The sequence below is a fragment of the bacterium genome, from assembly GCA_008933615.1.
Classification (GTDB): Bacteria; CLD3; CLD3; order SB21; family SB21; genus SB21.
Genome location: WBUR01000032.1, coordinates 12,637 through 32,373, shown reverse-complemented (window position 1 = coordinate 32,373; position 19,737 = coordinate 12,637). Strand labels below are relative to the sequence as shown.

The window sequence follows — 19,737 nt, the reverse complement described above, 5'->3', positions numbered from 1 at the left end:
ATTTATTTTTGTGATTTGGTATTCTGAAAAGTACCATAACGTTTAGTTTTATGAGTAAAGAAAACCATTACCCTGAATTTGTTGCCCGTTTCTATGACGTGATTTACGATACCATTCGAACCTCAGTGGATCACGATTATTATTTGACAAAAATGAAAAATTCGCGTGGGCATGTTTTGGAGGTCGGCGTCGGAACCGGAAGACTCTTTGCAGACGCACTAAATCAAGGTGTGGATATTTACGGCATAGATGTCAATCAGACCATGCTGGATCAACTTCACCTGCGCATTCCTGCTTCGGAAAATCATAGAATTAATCTGGCGGATGTGCGTGATTTTTCATTGAACATGAAATTCGATCTCATTGTCGCGCCCTTCAGGGTTATGTCGCACTTACTCAATGGTGAAGATCGGTTGGCCGCATTACGTAGAATTAAAACTCATTTAGAGGCTCACGGAACTTTCATTTGGGATGTCTTTGTTCCCGATCCGGTATTATGCAGTAAAGGTTTGGAGCCGACTATGGAATTTGATGGGTTCTGGAAAGAAGGAAAAAGGCTTCAGAGGGTCATTTCTGTCAAACCGGAGCCTTCTCGGCAAATCAATCATGCAACCATGCGGTTTATCTGGGATGATGATGACGGGAAGCACGATGAAACATGGACTTTTCCACTGCATTATTTTTATCGTTATGAAATAGAACATTTATTGCATATCGCCGGGTTCAAAATTATGGATCTTTTTGGCGACTTCCAGGAACATAAATTAGACGATACGTCTAAGGATTTTGTCGTGGTTTGTGGGAAATGAGTTGTAGCGAAGAATTCACCCGTTTTTTGCTCTTTTTTTCACTACGTTAATTAGTTGTTAGACCACAACTCTATCATGTTTAAGTCAAATCTAAATATTTTCGCATTAGGCATTGCCTTGGTATTTTGCCTGAACCTATTTCATTTCTGGGGATGCCAGGAAAAAGATAATCAGGATCCCTGTGAAGGAATGCCCATTGATTCTTGTTTAGTCGATACATGTAAGACCGATTCCTGCCTCGGGGATACCGCAGCCGTCTTTGGAGAATGGAAGTCCCTGGGATTGGTTGGAGAAAATATTTTATCTGTATCCATTGACCCCAAGCGCCCGTGGATAATCTTCGCGGGAAGCCAGTTTGATTTTAGTTCGGGGCATTACGGAAAACTTTTTAAGAGTACAAATTACGGACATTCATGGGATACTCTCATCGTAGGGCAGTTTGGATGGAACTTTCGGGACATAGTCATTGATCCTGTAGACCCTAACATTATTTATACTGCTTCCGGTGGATATGGTGCAAACACATGCATTTTGAAAAGCACTAATGGCGGAAATACATGGCAAGAGATGAGCAACGGCATTTTCCTTGACGGTGAAACCTGGGTGGCAGATATTTCACTTAACCCTCATAACACAAATGTATTATATGGCTATGCGACTGGTTATACTAATGCGGCGCTTTATAAAAGCACAGATGGAGCCTTTACATGGAGCAATGCCACATACAACAATGATTTTCGCGCATTTGGTGCTCTCACTTTTGATCCATTTGACATACATAACATATACATTGGTGCAGGTTCTGGCAAAGTTTATAAGAGTACAAATGATGGATTGACATGGATCAAATTAGACTCCATTCCAACTAGTGATGGAGTCGGAAGAATAATTGTGCTCCAACCTTCATGCTTTTTGGTGGGCGTTTGGAATTCCGGTCTTTTTAGGAGTACTGACGCCGGCTTTACCTGGCAACATATATCTTCGAATTTATCAGATCCTTTGTATATACCTTCTCTGCAGATAGATCCCACTAATTCAATGACCCTGTATGGTACAGCGTTATATGAAGACTACAAATCAAACAACGGTGGTTATGTGTGGACAATTCTTGCGAACAATCAAGAATTTAAGGTTTTAAAAGCCATTGATAATTCTGGCGCAAAACTATATGGCATTAATAACGGCCTGTTCGTGTTTAGAATAAAATAAGTGATAGAGATGTTGTTACTAAACATATCTATTGAGGGAGGAACACATCATGTTAAAAGCACTTTTATTGATATGGTTTTTCCATATTCAATTTTTTCAACCCTTCATTCTCAAGATCGTGTCTTAGGAAAATTGATAAAAACCGGTTTGTGGCGAGGAGTTTCGGCAACAGGCGCTATTTCATCTAAATCAATATCAAAATAAACACCAATCTTTAAAGGAAACTTTCATGAAAAGGACATTACTAATTATCCTATCCTCAGCTATTATCTTCTTCGCATGCAGTAGCGATGATTCAAGGGATGGCACAGTTATTGACATTGACGGAAATGTTTACCGTACGATAACTATAGGCACACAAGTATGGATGGTTGAAAATCTGAATGTAACTAGATATCGTAATGGAGACTCAATTTCTAAAGTGACCGATGATATGGAATGGGCTACTATGGCAACCGGCGGTTATTGCAATTATGATAATAATGATACAAACGCTTCTACATACGGGCATCTTTACAATTGGTATGCCGTGAATAGCGGTAACAATATTGCTCCTGCTGGTTGGCACGTGGCGAGTGATTCCGAATGGGATATCTTGACAACATGTTTGGGCGGCGACAGTATCGCGGCTGGCAAACTCAAAGAAGTTGGACTTGAACATTGGGCAAGTCCCAACACAGGAGCAACCAACGCGACTGGTTTCACAGCACTACCCGCCGGCGCCCGTCTCAACTCTGGTACATTCTATCACATTGGAGACCGAGGTATCTGGTGGTCGGCTACGGAGTACGATGCAGCATACGCACGGTACCGTAGCATGTACTACGACCTCACCCTTGTGTATAAGCACAACTACGTTAAGACAGGCGGGTTTTCTGTTCGCTGTGTTAGGGACTAAATTGTGCTAAAGCTGTTGAACCCTGGTCGAAAGATGAATATTTGGTTGCAGGGGTACGAAGTCGCAGCCGGGGAGGAAATGGTAACAATGAAATAAATAAACCAACAAGGTTTGAAAACCCATTGGTAAACAAGACCACCAATTCTCGCCTTTTTTTCACTTGAATTTCTGCCAAAAAAAACATATTCTCTTCAGTTTACAAACACATTGCCAGCCGTTGAAAAATGACGATTTTACAAGGTTTTATAGACATCATATCGTTTTAAGGCAGGTCGTTTTTTAAAGAACGCATCCAAAGCACATCATCATATCAATACGTAGGAGTAGTAACATGAAGTTTTCTGTTTCACAGGCTGATCTGAGTAAAGGACTCTCACGCGTCATCAGTGTCGTTCCTGCCAAAACGACTTTGCCGGTGCTGGGTAACATCATGTTCAAGGCGCAGGACGGTTTTCTGCACCTGACGGCAACCGATCTGGACGTGTCGATCACAACCAAGATACAGGTTGACATTAAACAGCCGGGAAGCCTTACGGTGCCGTCGAAACAGTTCAGCGAATTGATCAAAAACCTGCCCAATATTCCGCTGGAAATTTCTTCCGATCCGCAGTTTAAACTCTCAGTCAAGTGCGATAAAGGCGATTATAAAATGTCAGGTGAATCGGACGACGATTATCCTGCTTTGCCTATGATCGATGAAAAAGGGTCGCTCAAAATGGACGCCAAAGTGTTATCGCGTATGATCGGGAAAACCACGTTTGCCGTCTCTTCAGATCAATTGCGGCCTGCGCTGACCGGCGTTTTGTTCCAGATATTTGACAAGGAATTCCGTCTCGTTGCCACCGACGGGCATCGCTTGGCCAAAATGGTGTACAGCAAATTTGAATCTACGATCAAAGAAAAAACCAACGTGATCGTTCCGACTAAAGCGTTGACCGAAGTTGCAAAGGACATCAAGGACGTGGTGAATATCAATATCGGACAAAATCATATCCGTTTTGACATGGGCGACACGCAGTTGTACAGCCGCATTTTGGATGAAACGTATCCCGATTACGAACGCGTCATTCCTGCGAATAACGATAAGAAACTCACGGCCGATACACACATGGTAGCGGACGCGTTCAAACGCGTTTCCATTTTTGCCAATCCGATCACCCACCAGATCCGTCTGGCGATGAGCAAAAAAAATATAGCGATCTCCGCAGAGGATATTGACGGCGGGAATACCGGTATGGAAAAATTGCAGGCGGAATACGAAGGCGAGGATCTGCAGATCGGATATAATTCGCAGCTTGTTCTTGCGGCGCTCAATAATGTGGACACGCAGGAAGTGGTGATCCAATTTAAGAATTCCACAAGCGCGGGCATTATCATGCCTTCGCACCAGATGGAAAACGAAAATCAGATGATGCTGGTCATGCCGGTACGTTTGAACGATTAACGACTCCATTTAGGTCTGATGCAAATTACACAGTTACGGCTTAATGACTTTAGAAATTATACATCGGCTGAATTATCATTTTGTGAAGGTATCAATTTCATTCAGGGCCACAATGGGCAAGGGAAAACCTCGGTCTTAGAAGCGATTTATTTTCTTTGTTTGTCCCGGAGTTTTAAGACGCAGGACGACACCACGGCCATACGTTTTGAAATGCCTTATTTTGATATCGAGGGCAGGTTTCATAGAAGTTCTTTGGAAATGAATGCGCGCGCGATCTGTCATCGTACGGAAGGCAAATCGGTTCTGATCGACAAGAAACGGCTCGACCGCTTGTCGGAACTCGTCGGAAAATTTCCATCCGTCGTTTCGTCGCCTGAGGATGTTCAGATCGTATCCGGTTCACCCGGAAACCGGCGGCGATGGATCGATATCGCTTTATCGCAAATGCACGGCGTGTATTTGAAGGATCTTCAGGAATACAGACAGGCGTTGCGTCAAAGAAACGCCTTATTGAATTCGCCGGTTATTCGTCCGGATAATCTGGATGTTTGGGATAAAGAACTGGCGCAAACGGGCTCGACGATCATCCTGCGCAGAATGGATTTTCTCAAGTCATTTTCAGGATTGGCTGAACAGGTTTACCGGCAGATCGCGGCAGATAAAGAAACCGTCGACATGGAATACAAAACTTCCATCGCCGGTTCGGAAGAATTAGACGGCTGGACTGAGGCCGGGTCAACGGAAAAAATTCAGAAAGCATTTCTTGAGCAATTGCGTTCCGGGCGGGAACGGGAGATACAGCGGAAATTATCCTTGTTCGGTCCGCACAAAGACGACATAGTACTGCTATTAAACAAGAAAAGTATCCGGGATTATGGTTCGCAGGGCCAGCTCAAGACTATGGCGATCGCTTTAAAGTTTGCAGAGTTCTTATACATGGCCGATCGCCTGGATCAGAAGCCTTTATTACTTCTCGATGATGTTTTTTCTGAATTGGATTGGGATCGACGAAAGCACTTGATGAACTACCTCGAAAATGCCGGACAGGTTTTTTTAACCAGCGCCGACGAAGGTATGAAGTTTGACACACAAAAAAAAATCCGCTACTTTTCGGTCGAAAATGGGCATGTTATGAGGCAGGAATGAGTAAAACCTCGGTTAAAACGGTTGGGGGCGCTCTTGAGGAACTGCTCAGCAGCTTGGGCATCGACAACCGTGTACATGAACAGATTGTACTCGCAGAATTTGAACGTATTATGGGCGAAACTTTTTGCAAGCGCGCCAGCGCGGTTAAAATCGAACGCGGTGTATTATTTATTGAAGTGGCGAGCAGTGTGTGGAGGCAGGAGTTATTTTATCAGAAGCAGATGATAAAACAGAGGCTGAATGATGCGTTGGGTGAAACGTTGGTGAAAGAGATTATTTTCAGATGATGACCACGTTAAACAAAATACCCTTTGCCACAGAGGGCACAGAGAAAGATAAATTAACACAGCAAATTATTTCGGAGAAAAGCGGCTTGTAGACGGTATAAAAAGAATTTCTCTGTGAACTCTGTGGCAAAAAATTATTTTTGAAAATTTAAGTCAATTTATTAATAAAGGAATCAACTCAAGATGGCAGTTTCAGAAAAAGAAGCGAAAAAGGCAGATAAGTACGGAGCAGAAAATATTCAGGTTCTTGAAGGACTGGAGCATGTTCGCCGCCGTCCGGCAATGTATATCGGCGATGTGAGCATACGCGGCCTTCATCACCTTGTATACGAGATTGTGGATAATTCTATTGATGAAGCGATGGCGGGTTATTGCACCGAGATCAATGTGTCGATCAATGATGATAACAGCATCACGGTTGTGGATAATGGGCGCGGCATCCCGGTGGAGATGCATCCGACTGAGAAGAAACCCGCTGTTGAGGTTGTTATGACCGTGTTAGGTGCGGGCGGAAAATTTGATAAGAACACCTACAAAGTTTCCGGCGGTTTGCACGGCGTCGGCGCGTCGGTTGTGAATGCGCTTACTGAATGGTGCGAAGTTCAGGTTCGCCGCAATGGAAAAATTTATCAACAAAAATATAAAGAAGGTAAAGCGGTCTCAAAAGTGTTAGAAATAGGCAAATCCAAAGAGACCGGAACGACAGTCGATTTCCTTCCGGATAAAACTATCTTTAAGAAGATCACATGGTCGTTTGAAACGCTTTCCGGCCGGTTACGTGAACTGGCATTCCTCAATTCCAATCTTCGCATCTCGTTAGAGGACAAGCGTGAAAAGAAAAAAGAAGAATACCATTATGAAGGCGGGATTTCTGAATTCGTAAAATATCTGGACGAATCGCGTCAATCGATCATGAAAAAACCCGTGTACATTTCGATGGAAAAGGACGGCACGCCCGTCGAGATCGCGTTTCAATACAATGATTCCTATACGGAGAACGTGTTCAGTTACGTTAACAATATCAACACGGTCGAAGGAGGAACGCATTTATCAGGTTTCCGTACTGCGCTTACCCGTACTCTGAATAATTATGCGTCAAAGAATAATCTGATCAAGGAAAAAGAAGGCCTTACCATGACCGGGGACGATACGCGCGAAGGCTTGACTGCTATCATCAGCGTTAAAGTGGCCGAACCGCAGTTTGAAGGTCAAACTAAGACCAAACTTGGTAACAGCGAAATGAAGGGCATTGTGGAATCGGCGGTCGGAGACGGCCTGGGAGAATTTCTTGAAAAAAATCCCGGTATTTCAAAACAAATTATTGACAAGATCATGATGGCCGCGCGCGCCAGAGAAGCGGCGCGCAAGGCGCGCGATTTGACGCGCCGGAAGAATGCGCTTGAAAATTCCGGTCTGCCCGGTAAACTGGCCGACTGTTCCATTACCGATCCGCAATTTTGCGAAGTGTATCTCGTCGAAGGCGACTCTGCCGGCGGCTCAGCCAAACAAGGCCGCGACCGTAAGTTCCAGGCGATTCTGCCTTTGAAAGGAAAGATTCTCAATGTCGAAAAAGCGCGTTTGGATAAAATGTTGTCCAACGATGAAATTCTCACTCTCGTCAGCGCGATCGGGACCGGCATTGGCGCCGACGATTTTGATATAGCCAATTTACGTTACGGGAAAGTCATCATCATGACCGATGCCGACGTGGACGGCGCGCATATTCGCACGCTGCTGCTCACGTTTTTTTTCCGGCACATGCGCCCGCTGATCGAGAACGGCAATCTTTATATTGCGCAACCGCCGCTGTATCGCCTTAAAAAGGGCAAAGAAGAAAAATACGCGTTTGATGATGAAGAAAAAGAAGCCTTTCTTAAACAATGGGGCGCTAAAGAAGATGATGTATATCTCCAACGATACAAAGGTCTGGGAGAGATGAATCCGGAGCAACTATGGTCGACGACCATGGACCCGGATAAACGCGTGCTCATGCAGGTAGCAATTGAGGATGCGGCAACGGCCGATCACGTATTTTCGACTTTGATGGGCGACGCCGTGGAGCCGCGAAGAAAATTCATCGAAGACAACGCGAAGTATGTGAGAAACCTGGATATATAAACTAGGTATGATTGCGGATGAACAAAGAACAATATCTAAAACGACAGGCAGCGTGGAATTTTTTTCACGAATGGGAGAGAGAAAGGCAGTATCGGGAATATTCTGAAATGTCTTATGACAAGAGGTCAGAGATTGGTCAAATGTTGTTTGAATGGATGTTACAGAGTAATCCTGAATTTTTAAAAAAAAACAGAGATAGTGAATTTGATTTTCAGCACAAGTGTCAAATGGCGCAATTAAAAGCCAGGTTGCGTAAATATTCTGTGGCGTATGGATGAAATAATTAGGATTTTGGCACAGTTTTTTGACAAAGAAAAAATTCCATATATGATAGCCGGCGGTCAGGCTGTACTCATGTACGGAGAAGCCCGATTTACAAAAGATATTGATATTACCGTCGCGATGAGACCGGAAAGTTACAGAAAAATTCTGGATGTCTTGCCCGCAGACTTTGCGGTTGACAAGAATAATATTGAAGAATTTGTTATGAAAGCTTGGGTCATGCCCCTACGGCATAAAGAAAGTGAAATCACGGCCGATTTGATTTTTGGGGATACGGGGTTTGAGTCGGAAGCCATTGCACAGGGAAGAAAAATTGTAAAAAATGGATATGAAACAAATTTTATCGCCCCGGAATTTCTTATTGCGCAAAAGATATTTGCAGGACGGTTAAAAGATATTTCTGACGCGGAGTCCATAGTCAATATCCAGAGAAAAAAATTAAACTATGGAAAGATAGAACAGTTATTAAAGAAATTGGATGAAGAACTTGGCCAGAACGATTTCATACAGTTATGGAGATCAATAATTGAGAAAAATAAAATATAAAAGGAGCAAACGGATTAATGTCAACGATTGAAAAAATTCTGCCGGTAAATATCGAAGAGGAAATGCGCGATTGTTACATCGACTATTCTATGTCGGTGATCGTATCGCGCGCCATTCCGGACGTGCGCGACGGACTGAAACCTGTGCATCGCCGCGTATTGTACGGAATGAATGAACTCGGCCTTGCGTACAATAAACCTTATAAAAAATCAGCCCGTATCGTCGGAGAGGTGCTTGGGAAATACCATCCCCACGGCGATAGTGCCGTTTATGATACCATGGTTCGTATGGTGCAGCCTTTCTCGCTTCGTTATCCGCTTATCGACGGGCAGGGTAATTTCGGATCGGTGGACGGCGATTCTCCGGCGGCCATGCGATATACCGAAGTTCGTATCTCGCGAATCGCCGAGGAAATGTTGCGCGATCTTGAGAAAAACACTGTCACCTTTGTACCCAATTTCGACGACACGCTAACCATGCCGTCCGTTTTGCCGTCGGTCATACCGAATTTGCTGATCAACGGTTCTGCAGGAATCGCCGTAGGAATGGCGACCAATATTCCTCCGCATTGCCTGACCGAAGTAGTAGACGGATGCGCGGCGCTGATCGATAATCCGGACATTACGATCAAAGAATTGATGAAGCATATCAAAGGGCCCGATTTTCCGACGGCAGGTATTATCAACGGAACCGGCGGCATTAAGTCCGCTTATGAAACAGGTAAAGGAAAGATCACGGTTCGTGCACGCGCGCTGATCGAGACTGCAAAAAACGGACGCGCCAGCATAATTGTTACGGAACTGCCTTATCAGGTTAATAAAGCTAACCTGATTGAGAAAATTTCCGACTTAGTTCGCGAGAAAAAAGTTGAAGACGTCAGCGCATTGAGAGATGAATCGGATCGCGACGGCATGCGCATCGTGATCGAGCTAAAGCGTGACGCCAATGGGCAGGTGATCATGAATAACCTCTTTAAGCATACTCAGATGCAAACAACGTTTGGGATCATCATGTTATCGCTGGTAGACGGCCGCCCAATGGTGCTTAACCTGAAGCAGATGCTGGAGTATTTTGTCGAACACCGCCATGAGGTTGTCTTGCGTAGAACCAAATTTGAACTCGAAGCGGCAGAAAAACGTGCGCACATTCTCGAAGGGTTAAAAATTGCACTTGAAAATATCGATGCGGTAATTGCATTGATCAAGAAAGCGAAAGATCCGTTGACTGCCAGAGAAGGTTTGATGAAAAAATTCAAACTTTCCGAGATTCAGGCGATCGAAATTCTGAAAATGCAGTTACAGCGCCTGACTAATCTGGAAGTGGAGAAAATTGAAAACGAATACAAAGAAGTCATCAAGTTGATAGAGAAACTGCAGAGTATTCTGAAAAGCCGGCCGAAACGTATGCAGATCATCAAAGACGAGTTGGCTGAGATCAAAAAAGTATTCGGCGACGAACGTCGTACGGAAATTCTCAAAAAGGAAGTAGAAGATATTGACTTTGAAGATACGATCGCTGAAGAAGAAATGGTGGTGACCATTTCCCATCAAGGTTATATCAAACGGTTTCCTGTCAGCGGGTATCGCCGGCAGGGACGCGGAGGACAAGGCGTTGCGGGTGGAACAACAAAAGAGGATGATTATATTGAGCATCTTTTTGTTGCGTCGACCCACGATTATATTCTGTTCTTTACCAACAAAGGCCGCTGTTATTGGCTGAAGGTATATGAAATTCCGCAGGTCGGTAAAACGGCGCGCGGTAAACATATTACCAATGTGATCGAGCAGCAGCCGGACGAACTGGTTCGCGCTATCATCAACGTGAAAGAATTCGATGAGAAGTTCTCCGTTGTGATGGTAACAAAAGAAGGCACGATCAAAAAAACAAATTTGTCCGAATTCAGCAATCCGCGCAAAGGCGGTATTATTGCCATCACCATCGAAGCTAAAGACGATTTGGTCGAGGCGAAATTGACCGACGGAAAGCAGGATATCATATTAGGAACTAAAGACGGCATTGCCATCCGGTTCAAGAATGACGACGTTCGCGAAATGGGACGTTCTGCGCGTGGTGTTACGGGAATAAATCTAGGCAAGAAAGATTTTGTCATTGGCATGGTGACGCTCAAACGTGAGAACGGAACGGTTCTTGTTGTGTCCGATAAGGGCTATGGCAAACGCAGTGAAGTGGCTGAATACCGCATCACACACCGCGGCGGGAAGGGCATTATCACGATGAAAGCTGCAGACAAGACAGGGGTAATGATCGCCATTCGGGAAGTAGTGGACAATGAAGACCTGATGATCATTACCGAAAACGGTATGGTCATTCGTCTGAAAATGGCCGACATTCGTACGATGGGGCGAAATACGCAAGGTGTTCGCCTGGTCAAACTGAAAGAAGATGATCGGATTTCCGATATTACAAGTATTCAAGAAGATGAAGCCACAGATAACGAAGGCGAGTAAACTTATGAAAACCAAGAAAAAAGCAAAAAAAAGCCCTCCAAAGAAAAAACAAATGCGGGTTTCGGGATCCACAGTCAAAAGACTGTCGAAATATTATCGCACATTGAATGAACTCATCAAAGAGGACATTGATAATATTTCATCAGAAGAACTTGCAAAACTGGAGGGGGTGACGTCAGCCCAGATTCGAAAGGATTTTTCATTTTTCGGAAATTTCGGCCGGCGGGGTCTCGGCTATAATACACAGGAACTCAAAACGCACATTGCCGGTATTCTCGGGCTTAACCGCCACTGGAATGTCGCTATCATTGGCGCCGGCAATATCGGATCGGCTCTGATAGATTATGCTGAATTCAAAGCGCACGGTTTTCATATCAAACTGGTTTTTGACAACGATCCCGCTAAGATCGGAAAGATGCTGAAATCGCTGATCGTTAAGAATATTGATACGATCGAGTCGGAATGCCAGCGGGAGAATATCGAAATTGCAATTATGGCCATACCGGCTCAAGCGGCGCAAGTTGTTGCGGAACGGATCAACAAAGCCGGTGTCAAAGGTATTCTCAACTTTGCACCCAAGCGTCTCCAACTGCCTAATCACGTTGTTATTCGCCAGGAAAATACGGCGATGGAACTGGAAACGTTATCTTATTTTATCATGAATCAAAAAGACCATCTGAAATAATGAGTATGTTCGATACGATCATAGAATCCGTCATGGCGCAGCTGCACATGAAGATCAACCCGTCGCAGTCGCGATGGTCGTACTATGAATTAACCCGCAAGAACGCCGACGAAGTGATTCGAAAGATTTTCACGATGCGTTACGAGGAAGTTTTCGACGACGAACGCAAACGTATCCTGTCGACGGCGGAGAGCAGCAGGATCCAATACACATCGGACCCGGTGATCAAATGCGTCGATGCATTGATAGACGAACACAAAAAGAATTTTTTCATACCAAAGAGCGACATTGAAAAAATTATCAAAGATACGCTGTTGGTCAGATTAGAGTATATTATCATGCCGCTGGCTACCATTGAAAAGCTGCTTTATCAGGACGTGTCTGCCAGAAGCGTGACGGATGTCGTCATTCAATTCCGCGAATTTGAAAAATTCAGGTATTATCCCGATGCGCTTGAAAAATATGCGCATGCAAAGAACATAACCCATCTGACCAAAGGCCAGTTGCGCCTACTGATAGCCGAGATCAATCAGAGTTTGTTTGGCCAGGGTAATCCGGATAACGTGCTGAAACTTTCTGCGCTGATCATGAAGGAGATTAACGACCTGCAGGGCAAAGATTCCAAAAGTATGGAGACTGCTCTGCTTATGAAAGCTTTCAACGACCGCACCCTGAGGGATTATGAGGTTGCGCTGAATATTGAAAAAGAACTTGGCAGCGATCAGATCAATATTTACGGTTTACGCCAGGTGTTAAACCGGTTTAATATACTGAAAGAAAAGAATGCCGTACCTTCATTTGCTGCAGAGCCGACCGCTGTTGATAAACCGTTGCTAGAAAAGTTAAAAGATACCACGGACGTGATCATTGAAAAGGTCTTGAAGAACGACGAAAGCGGCGAACTTATCGATATTCATCAGATCATATCGCAAAAAACAAAAAAGGAACCGACGGATCAGCTCAGAGCGCCTGTTATGAGCGAAAATCCCAAGACCAATCCCGACATGGTATTGACGCGAAGAAAAATAACAACGCCCAAGATCGAAAAGGCGTCCGATGTTACAGGTGAATTTATCCGGGAAGAATTGGTTGAGAGTTTTTCAGACGATACCAGCGCCATCAAACTTACGGCATTAAAAGAGTCTGACAATTTAGTATTGCTGCAGTCGCTCATTATGCCCAAAGATGAAAAAATATTCATGAATGCGGTTTTTGATAATGACAAAAAAGATTATAACGAATTTATCAGTTCTGTCAATCGAACCAAAACATGGAAGGAAGCCATCGCGGTATTAGATGAAACGCTGGCGGCTGCAAAAGTGGATCCGTACTGCAAAGAGGCGATCCGGTTGAGCGATATCGTATACACGAGGTACTATCCTCCGGAAACGACGATCGTGACGTTCTGACATTTTTAATTTCAAATGATCTTATTAATACGGAGTAAAGAATGGAAAACATGCCCTATTTGTTCTCAGCATTTGCAGTCGTATGGATTTTAATTTTTTATTATGTGTATCGAATGTCACAAAAGCAGAAGCAGCTTTTGAACGATATTGAACAGCTGAAAAAAATTGTGGAGGAGAGAAAAAAGGAGGGTTAATTTTTTGCGCCATTTAGCGCGTCGACAAAAATAACGATGGCCGTCATATTATCCATGGCGCCGCCGTCAAAAACGACGTTTTTTATGGCGAGACAGACCTCTTCCGGCGATTGGCCGCTTTCGCTGAGTTCCTTTATTTTGTCTTGCGTCAGATATTCCGAAACTCCGTCAGAACAAATCAAATAAAAATCACCATTCATAACATTGGATTCACGCGTAAACACATCGACGTCAGGTTTGTGTGCAATACAACTCAGAAGAACATTTCGCATCGGGTGGCGCCTCGCCTGTTCCGGCGTGATGACGCCTTTCTCGATCATCTGCTGAACGATGCTTTGATCCTTTGTCAGCTGTTCGACAAGGCCTTTACGCGCCCGGATGATCTTACTATCGCCCACATGGCCTATCAGCAATTCGCCCATGTAAAAATACAGAATCGACAACGTGGAGCCCATGTTCCTGAACTCCGGTTTTTGGGCTTCTTCATGTACGACTGAATTCACCCGTTTAACCACGCGCTCGAGCACTTTGAGTTCTCCCTCAGGCGTCAGGCCATTCTCGCGCGTAGCGTCTTCGAAAAAATCTTTGAATTTTTCGATCGTCATATGGCTGGCAACTTCACCTGCGAGTTCTCCGCCCAAGCCGTCAGCAACTATGAAAAGAGGCTCAGCCACGAGAAGGCTGTCTTCGTTGTGCGTTCGGTTGGGATTCAGGCCTCGGTCTGTAATGCTGGCCACGCGAAGCTGCATGATATTTCCTTACGTGTTCTGAAAAAGTTTAAGTGTATTATGATAAAAAAAATAGCACGATAAATCAAGACTGATTTTGGGAGCGGCGGTATGTATGATTCGAGAGCAGATTTTTGCATTTGACTTTAAATGAAACCGTGAGTAGATTTAAGAAACAACGGTCACATCGGAGAAAACTATGAATAATATTTTAAAGTACGTAACGGTATTTCTGTTTTTCATTTTGGGCACGCAAGTATTATTTGCGCAGGATAAATCCTATAATACCGATGCCTTAAAAGGTCTGAAGAAAATCACGCCCGAAGAATGGAAGTCGATGCAGGATAAATCTGTTGCGCGACAACAACAATTCAAAGACGTGAATACCGGTGAAAATACGGCCTGGGCTGAAAAAGGGTATACCGTATTAAAGATGAATCAAACGATCAACCTGAACGCTGAAGTGAATGCTCTGTTTGATTTTATGGCATCCGGGGGACAAAATGCGGCCGGGGCTACGACAACAAGGAAACGCAATGTCTTCAAATTAGGGCCTGGAAATTTTGAGATTAAAGACGGAGTGATCAAGAGAGTGAAGTAGTCAATACATTTTTTGTCATTTGTGAAACCCGTACGTGTGAACGTACGGGTTTTTTTTACTCTAGTTACCGGATTGTAATAATAATTCTAACTCATTCCGGCGTTTCGGGAAAATCAGGAAATTCCAACGGCTCGTCGTTACTTCCGGTCGGATGTTTTTCGCAGTTTAATCCCAATACGATAAGCATGAGGAGTAATATGTATATACCGATCCTATATTTCATGACCACCTGCTTCTTATTTGATGAACAACATTTTTCTACTTTGAATAAAGCCGGATGTTTCGAGCCTGTATATATAAACTCCACTCGAAACAGAGATTCCGCGCTGATCCGTACCGTCCCAGGGCACAGCATAAGAACCCGTTTGCAGAAATTCGTTCTTGAGTAACCTTACTTCCTGCCCCAGGATATTATAGATCCTGAGTTTAATGATACCTCCCCTAGCCAGATCAAACGGGATCATCGTGTTAGGGTTAAACGGATTCGGATAATTCTGTGACAATACAAATTTCCAGGGAAGTTTTGCCTGAATTTCACGTGTTTTTGTTTCTACATAACCGGCGCTGCCCATGATGATCTTAAAAACGTTTTCATTCTCATTTTTGAATGAATAACCGTCGCTCGCTTCAGTCAGGTCTACAAATACATTGTGCGTAATATCCACTAATACGGATTTATACGACAAGGGCATATTTTGTCTTTCCCAGGACAAATTGATCCATGCATCGTTCGTCATATTCTCAACGCGCATGTTCCATACATGGCCGGTTGTGCTCGCCGGCCGAATATCCGACGATAACCTAACCATCCCATCCATTTCATTTTGGAAGTACAATGAGACACTCTTGCCGAATTGAGGCGGTTCGAATTCATCCTGCATGTCAATACCGTCAGCGCTTTGGCCATCCATCCCAATGAAATTGTAGTTGTCTTCGGTATTCTCTGTTTTACACTTAAATTGAATTCTGGGAAAGGCAGAGGCAGTTGTTTTCGCCGCTATGGAATTCCAATTAAGTACACTGTTGGCGCGGATATCAACGCCGGCCTTATTATAGACGGCATAACCGGCGAAGGGCTGAAATTCAGAACTGTGCGACCAGTTGTTTTCGTATAACGTCCATAGCGTTCCGATTTTAGTTGGGTCCAGGACGTTTATAGGAGCGCTGAATGCAAATGGCCACGGAAGAAAATTCCATCCGGGTTTGAGGAATAATGAATTGAAAAAATTGATATCATTTGTCGCTCCGGAATCCGGAGTGATCTTAACGTGAGACGACGAGGTATGATGAATAACATAGCCTTTGTTTGAACTAAGCACTAGTTCCGAAATACCGGTTGTATTATAACTGTATGCGGCCCAGTTGGTCGGAACGCCGTCCTTGTTGCTTCTTTGCGCCCCGAATATTTTGGTCAGCGATACTTTTGTTTCGAAAGGAAGTGAAAAAGTATTCCAGGTATCCGGAATTAAGCCTTGAGCGAAAACACTGTTGTTTCTTACGGCTGCGATGGTTGAGGGAGTTACATTAACCGCGATATGCGCGCGTCCTGCCTCAGAGGGGTAATAAGACGTTGCCGTGTTTTCTATTTTGACCCGATACCACAATCCTTTTTCAGTAACGTAGGCCGCAGGTATTTGTCCGGTAAATTTGATGCCGTCGAAACTCATCGACGTTGAGTCGTTTGCCAAAAGATCGTTCGTTCCGTAATAAAGCGTGGCAGAAGAACTCAATTCCGGAATAAATGCAAACAATGTTATCGCTTGAGACTCATTAGGTTTGGACGGATTAATGGTCGCTATCAATGCAGGTTGGAATAATCTTGTCTTGAATACGCCGCGCCCGTGGGTGGATGCAAACAATAAACCGGTCTTATGATTTACCACCAGCCGCATCACGAATGCGCCGGAAGGAAATCCGTTATTGAACGGCGTCCACAACGCGCCTCCATCGGTTGTTCTGAATATCCCGACGTCCGTTCCTGCCACGATATCCAATGTGTCGCCGGGATTGAGCGCAAGCGCATTCACCGGAATGTCGGGCAGATTGCCGCTGATATTGGTCCACGATATTCCGGCGTTATTTGTTTTCCATACATGGCCTTTATTATCAACCTGCCCTAATTGTGCGAATCCCTGAAAGGCCGCATAAAAAGTGTTTTCATCCGTCATCCGAAAAACAATATCGCTTACCGGCCGCTGGGGCGGAGCATTAGAACTTAATGTTGTCCATGTGGTTCCCGCGTTTGTTGACAAAGAGATACGTCCATCAAACGTTCCGGCGCAAACATAATTTGAATTATTTTGCGCAACACGTATGGCCGTGATCGTATGATTGCCGTCGGTCAAATCGCCGCTTACCGCCGTCCATGTAATCCCGCTGTTTACCGTTCGATATACCCGAAATGTTCCGAGGTAAAGTCTCGTCGGCACATTTTCATCCAAGGTATATGGAACATAAAACTCCGAACGGTCACTTGCAGTTAATCCGGTGTTAATACCGGATAAAGACTGCCAGCCATTGGTCGTCTTTATTTGCGAGAAGCTTTCAGGCGCAACATGGAACCGCTGAGAGTATTGTATATTCGAATTTACAGGATCGATTTCTGTAAATCCGCCGTCGCCGTCGGCAACAAAATCCCATTGCATGTTACCTGTAAATAATTCCGTCCCGTTGTCCTGCGAGCCTGCCAATACGTGATTGGTGTCTTGCGCAGCCACGGCCAGTCCGATGAATTGTGTGATCTGCAGGCCATTATTTAAATCGATCAGGTTTTGTCCGCCGTTGTATGATTTCATTATACCGCCATCCCCTGCGAGATAGATGGTGTTGGGGTTAAGAGGATTGAAGGCAAAGGCTTGCTGATCGGGATGAAATTTTCTTGTTATGACATACCCATCGGTCATATTTGACCAATTGCCGCCGCCGTTCGTTGTGCGATACATATCGATCCCGCCGGCATAAACCATATTTGGATTGGACGGATGTACTGCTACATAAATGTCGTACATACCTTGTCCGTTGAAAAAAGAAAGACCGCCGGATGACTGATCGGGTAAATTGGCGTTTGTCCAGGTCAGACCGCCGTTGGTGCTTTTAAATAAGCCGCTGTCAGAGCCGGTCAGTTCATCGTCTCCGTTAATGCTGTTACTAAAAATGGCATACATGAAATTCGGTTGGTTTCTGCAAATACTCATGACCGATTTGCCGCCTTGATTTTTCAGATCGGGCAAACCCTGCGCCGCACTGTTGGCGAGCAAAAACCATGACGCGCCGGCGTTGGTTGATTTCCAAAATCCGTTCTGGTTGTGAACAACGGTTCGCCCCATAAGCGCGTAAAGAGTATCGTTATTCGACGGATGGCCAACGAGGCTTGAAGGCCGGAATTCGGTGCCTGAAGCATTCGTTGCCTGCCATGTCGCGCCGGCATTGGTGGAGCGGTAGATTCCGTTGGTGACGGGGTCGGCGCTGTTGTAGTAGTTGGCAACTACAATGATGTTCGGATTATTTTGATTGACTGCAATGCCGGCGATATGCGTTAGAATAATGCCGAGCGTCCCGGTGACGGTCCAAGAATCGCCTCCGTCGGTAGATTTGATCACGCCGATTCCGTCAATGGCGCTGCCGACAAAACTAGGTTCACCCGTACCGGCGTAAATCACATCAGGATCTGTGGGATGACGCGCGAAACAACTGACTGCAAGCGAGCCAAGATCATCGGATCGCGGAGACCAATTAAATCCTCCATCGGTACTTTTCCAGATTCCTCCTCCGGCAGTTCCGATAAGAACGATATTCGTATCAAACGGACTGACGTTGACTGATATGATGCGGCCGGTATAGTTATGGTAGCCTGTATTGACAATAGCGGACGGCCCTAAAGAAGACCATGCGGAATTGGTAGTGTTAGTATTTTTGGATAAACGGTTCTTTTCAAAATCCGCAACGGTCTTTCGGATCTGCATATAATGCGAGGCCGGGAATTCTGCATTGACCGTGCGGCGTGATAAGAACCAGCTTGCCCGCGCCTGAATCACTTCTTGCTTATCGTATACCTTAATTTCCGATTGGGCAATAACAGATGGTGACCAAATAGCATAACACCATAGCAGAGAAAAAAATGTTCTTATCATTGCAATACTTTAGGGTTGTATGTACCAAAATACGGCTCTTTGCGATGTAAAATCAAAATAAATTAACAAGCGCTGTTGTAGAATAATCTTTAAAAAAAAACCCCCGATCTTTCAGGATTGGGGGTTCTTGTTACATGAGAATTTAAATCTACGAAGCTACGGCCACGCCTAATGACTGCAATTTCAGCAAGAGCGCATTGGCAATTTCAAATGAAGTTCCTGTCGGCATCACGTATCCTGTGTCTAATATTTTTATCTTATTAAAGCACTCCGTATTATTTCCGAGCTGGAGGTAACTGCTCGCCTGTATCCAGACGAGATGAGCGGCCGTTACGCGCGTGTCAAGGCTCAGAGTGAAAGTCGGGCTTGCGGCCAGAGCTGAATTGGCATGCGTTATCGCATCCGTTGCATTGTTTAGCGCCCAGTTGGCAAAGCTCCAACCTGCATAACCGTCAGCATTAAGCGTGACCGTGCCGGCGGCGGTGAAGAAACTGTCAGCTTGCGCGTAGTTGTCCAGGCGTATCGCGCACCAGGCCGCGCCGGCAATAGCCGGAGCGCCTTCGCTCGATATAAGATCCGCATAGGCTTCCAAAGCGTCACTGTATGTCCCGGCGGTGAAGAGATCATTAGCTTCCGTTAGCGTGAGCTTTTCTTTTCCTCCTCCTCCGCCTCCGCAGCCGATAACCAACGCGAAGAGGAACGCCGTGATCCAAGTTATTTTATTCATAGTTCATAACTCCCTATTATCAGTTTAATTCATATTTATTCGGTTTTGCACATTCG

17 protein-coding genes are annotated in these 19,737 nt (G+C 44.8%); 14 read left to right on the top strand and 3 right to left on the bottom strand.

The window, feature by feature from the left end; all coding sequences use genetic code 11:
• The first annotated feature begins 50 nt into the window (after positions 1 to 50).
• The 13 genes from F9K33_12165 (at position 51) to F9K33_12105 (ending at position 13,495) form a co-directional block, all read left to right on the top strand.
• The gene (locus F9K33_12165; GenBank protein ID KAB2878710.1) at positions 51 to 809 is read left to right on the top strand and encodes a class I SAM-dependent methyltransferase; all 759 of its coding nucleotides are present in this window, start codon (positions 51 to 53) and stop codon (positions 807 to 809) included.
• 75 nt (positions 810 to 884) lie between these two features.
• A complete protein-coding gene (locus tag F9K33_12160; GenBank protein KAB2878709.1) occupies positions 885 to 2,018 on the top strand; it encodes a hypothetical protein in 1,134 nt (377 codons plus the stop codon).
• 229 nt (positions 2,019 to 2,247) lie between these two features.
• Positions 2,248 to 2,916 carry a hypothetical protein gene (locus F9K33_12155; protein KAB2878708.1) on the top strand — a complete coding sequence of 223 codons (669 nt, stop codon included), beginning with the start codon at positions 2,248 to 2,250 and terminating at the stop codon, positions 2,914 to 2,916.
• A 331-nt stretch (positions 2,917 to 3,247) separates the two neighbouring features.
• Positions 3,248 to 4,360, top strand: a complete 1,113-nt coding sequence (gene dnaN, locus F9K33_12150) for a DNA polymerase III subunit beta (protein ID KAB2878707.1) — start codon at positions 3,248 to 3,250, stop codon at positions 4,358 to 4,360.
• 18 nt (positions 4,361 to 4,378) lie between these two features.
• Positions 4,379 to 5,506 carry a DNA replication/repair protein RecF gene (gene recF / locus F9K33_12145; protein ID KAB2878706.1) on the top strand — a complete coding sequence of 376 codons (1,128 nt, stop codon included), beginning with the start codon at positions 4,379 to 4,381 and terminating at the stop codon, positions 5,504 to 5,506.
• Positions 5,503 to 5,793 carry a DUF721 domain-containing protein gene (locus tag F9K33_12140; protein KAB2878705.1) on the top strand — a complete coding sequence of 97 codons (291 nt, stop codon included), beginning with the start codon at positions 5,503 to 5,505 and terminating at the stop codon, positions 5,791 to 5,793. Before recF ends, F9K33_12140 begins: the two co-directional genes overlap by 4 nt.
• Before the next feature lie 183 nt (positions 5,794 to 5,976).
• Positions 5,977 to 7,911 carry a DNA topoisomerase (ATP-hydrolyzing) subunit B gene (gene gyrB / locus F9K33_12135; protein ID KAB2878704.1) on the top strand — a complete coding sequence of 645 codons (1,935 nt, stop codon included), beginning with the start codon at positions 5,977 to 5,979 and terminating at the stop codon, positions 7,909 to 7,911.
• Positions 7,912 to 7,928: 17 nt separating this feature from the next.
• Positions 7,929 to 8,189 carry a hypothetical protein gene (locus F9K33_12130; GenBank protein ID KAB2878703.1) on the top strand — a complete coding sequence of 87 codons (261 nt, stop codon included), beginning with the start codon at positions 7,929 to 7,931 and terminating at the stop codon, positions 8,187 to 8,189.
• Positions 8,182 to 8,739 (top strand): hypothetical protein, encoded by a 558-nt coding sequence (locus F9K33_12125; GenBank protein ID KAB2878702.1) that lies wholly within the window; start codon positions 8,182 to 8,184, stop codon positions 8,737 to 8,739. The genes F9K33_12130 and F9K33_12125 overlap by 8 nt, the downstream gene beginning before the upstream one ends.
• A 17-nt stretch (positions 8,740 to 8,756) precedes the next feature.
• Positions 8,757 to 11,207: a DNA gyrase subunit A gene (gyrA, locus tag F9K33_12120; protein KAB2878701.1), complete on the top strand. Its 2,451-nt coding sequence runs from the start codon at positions 8,757 to 8,759 to the stop codon at positions 11,205 to 11,207.
• Between the two features lie 4 nt (positions 11,208 to 11,211).
• The gene (locus F9K33_12115) at positions 11,212 to 11,892 is read left to right on the top strand and encodes a redox-sensing transcriptional repressor Rex (protein ID KAB2878700.1); all 681 of its coding nucleotides are present in this window, start codon (positions 11,212 to 11,214) and stop codon (positions 11,890 to 11,892) included.
• A 5-nt stretch (positions 11,893 to 11,897) separates the two neighbouring features.
• Positions 11,898 to 13,301, top strand: a complete 1,404-nt coding sequence (locus tag F9K33_12110) for a hypothetical protein (protein KAB2878699.1) — start codon at positions 11,898 to 11,900, stop codon at positions 13,299 to 13,301.
• Positions 13,302 to 13,342: 41 nt separating this feature from the next.
• Complete coding sequence (locus F9K33_12105; GenBank protein ID KAB2878698.1) at positions 13,343 to 13,495, top strand: CcmD family protein; 153 nt, start codon at positions 13,343 to 13,345, stop codon at positions 13,493 to 13,495.
• Here F9K33_12105 and F9K33_12100 read toward each other — a convergent pair.
• Positions 13,492 to 14,244 carry a serine/threonine-protein phosphatase gene (locus F9K33_12100; GenBank protein KAB2878697.1) on the bottom strand — a complete coding sequence of 251 codons (753 nt, stop codon included), beginning with the start codon at positions 14,242 to 14,244 and terminating at the stop codon, positions 13,492 to 13,494. The genes F9K33_12105 and F9K33_12100 overlap by 4 nt on opposite strands.
• Positions 14,245 to 14,422: 178 nt before the next feature.
• Here F9K33_12100 and F9K33_12095 point away from each other — a divergent pair, with 178 nt between their 5' ends.
• Positions 14,423 to 14,824, top strand: a complete 402-nt coding sequence (locus tag F9K33_12095; protein KAB2878696.1) for a hypothetical protein — start codon at positions 14,423 to 14,425, stop codon at positions 14,822 to 14,824.
• Positions 14,825 to 15,060: 236 nt separating this feature from the next.
• Here the strand turns inward: F9K33_12095 and F9K33_12090 are convergent, their stop codons facing one another.
• Together F9K33_12090 and F9K33_12085 are read right to left on the bottom strand one after the other, a co-directional pair.
• Positions 15,061 to 18,954 carry a T9SS type A sorting domain-containing protein gene (locus F9K33_12090; protein ID KAB2878695.1) on the bottom strand — a complete coding sequence of 1,298 codons (3,894 nt, stop codon included), beginning with the start codon at positions 18,952 to 18,954 and terminating at the stop codon, positions 15,061 to 15,063.
• Between the two features lie 148 nt (positions 18,955 to 19,102).
• The gene (locus F9K33_12085) at positions 19,103 to 19,681 is read right to left on the bottom strand and encodes a hypothetical protein (protein ID KAB2878694.1); all 579 of its coding nucleotides are present in this window, start codon (positions 19,679 to 19,681) and stop codon (positions 19,103 to 19,105) included.
• Positions 19,682 to 19,737 lie beyond the last annotated feature (56 nt).

Coding starts and splice junctions, on each gene's coding strand:
- recF (KAB2878706.1), top strand. CDS start 4,379: ATGCAAATTACACAGTTACGGCTTAATGACTTTAGAAATTATACATCG.
- F9K33_12090 (KAB2878695.1), bottom strand. CDS start 18,954: ATGATAAGAACATTTTTTTCTCTGCTATGGTGTTATGCTATTTGGTCA.
- gyrA (KAB2878701.1), top strand. CDS start 8,757: ATGTCAACGATTGAAAAAATTCTGCCGGTAAATATCGAAGAGGAAATG.
- F9K33_12130 (KAB2878703.1), top strand. CDS start 7,929: ATGAACAAAGAACAATATCTAAAACGACAGGCAGCGTGGAATTTTTTT.
- F9K33_12100 (KAB2878697.1), bottom strand. CDS start 14,244: ATGCAGCTTCGCGTGGCCAGCATTACAGACCGAGGCCTGAATCCCAAC.
- dnaN (KAB2878707.1), top strand. CDS start 3,248: ATGAAGTTTTCTGTTTCACAGGCTGATCTGAGTAAAGGACTCTCACGC.
- gyrB (KAB2878704.1), top strand. CDS start 5,977: ATGGCAGTTTCAGAAAAAGAAGCGAAAAAGGCAGATAAGTACGGAGCA.
- F9K33_12115 (KAB2878700.1), top strand. CDS start 11,212: ATGAAAACCAAGAAAAAAGCAAAAAAAAGCCCTCCAAAGAAAAAACAA.
- F9K33_12155 (KAB2878708.1), top strand. CDS start 2,248: ATGAAAAGGACATTACTAATTATCCTATCCTCAGCTATTATCTTCTTC.
- F9K33_12160 (KAB2878709.1), top strand. CDS start 885: ATGTTTAAGTCAAATCTAAATATTTTCGCATTAGGCATTGCCTTGGTA.
- F9K33_12110 (KAB2878699.1), top strand. CDS start 11,898: ATGTTCGATACGATCATAGAATCCGTCATGGCGCAGCTGCACATGAAG.
- F9K33_12095 (KAB2878696.1), top strand. CDS start 14,423: ATGAATAATATTTTAAAGTACGTAACGGTATTTCTGTTTTTCATTTTG.
- F9K33_12085 (KAB2878694.1), bottom strand. CDS start 19,681: ATGAATAAAATAACTTGGATCACGGCGTTCCTCTTCGCGTTGGTTATC.
- F9K33_12140 (KAB2878705.1), top strand. CDS start 5,503: ATGAGTAAAACCTCGGTTAAAACGGTTGGGGGCGCTCTTGAGGAACTG.
- F9K33_12165 (KAB2878710.1), top strand. CDS start 51: ATGAGTAAAGAAAACCATTACCCTGAATTTGTTGCCCGTTTCTATGAC.
- F9K33_12105 (KAB2878698.1), top strand. CDS start 13,343: ATGGAAAACATGCCCTATTTGTTCTCAGCATTTGCAGTCGTATGGATT.
- F9K33_12125 (KAB2878702.1), top strand. CDS start 8,182: ATGGATGAAATAATTAGGATTTTGGCACAGTTTTTTGACAAAGAAAAA.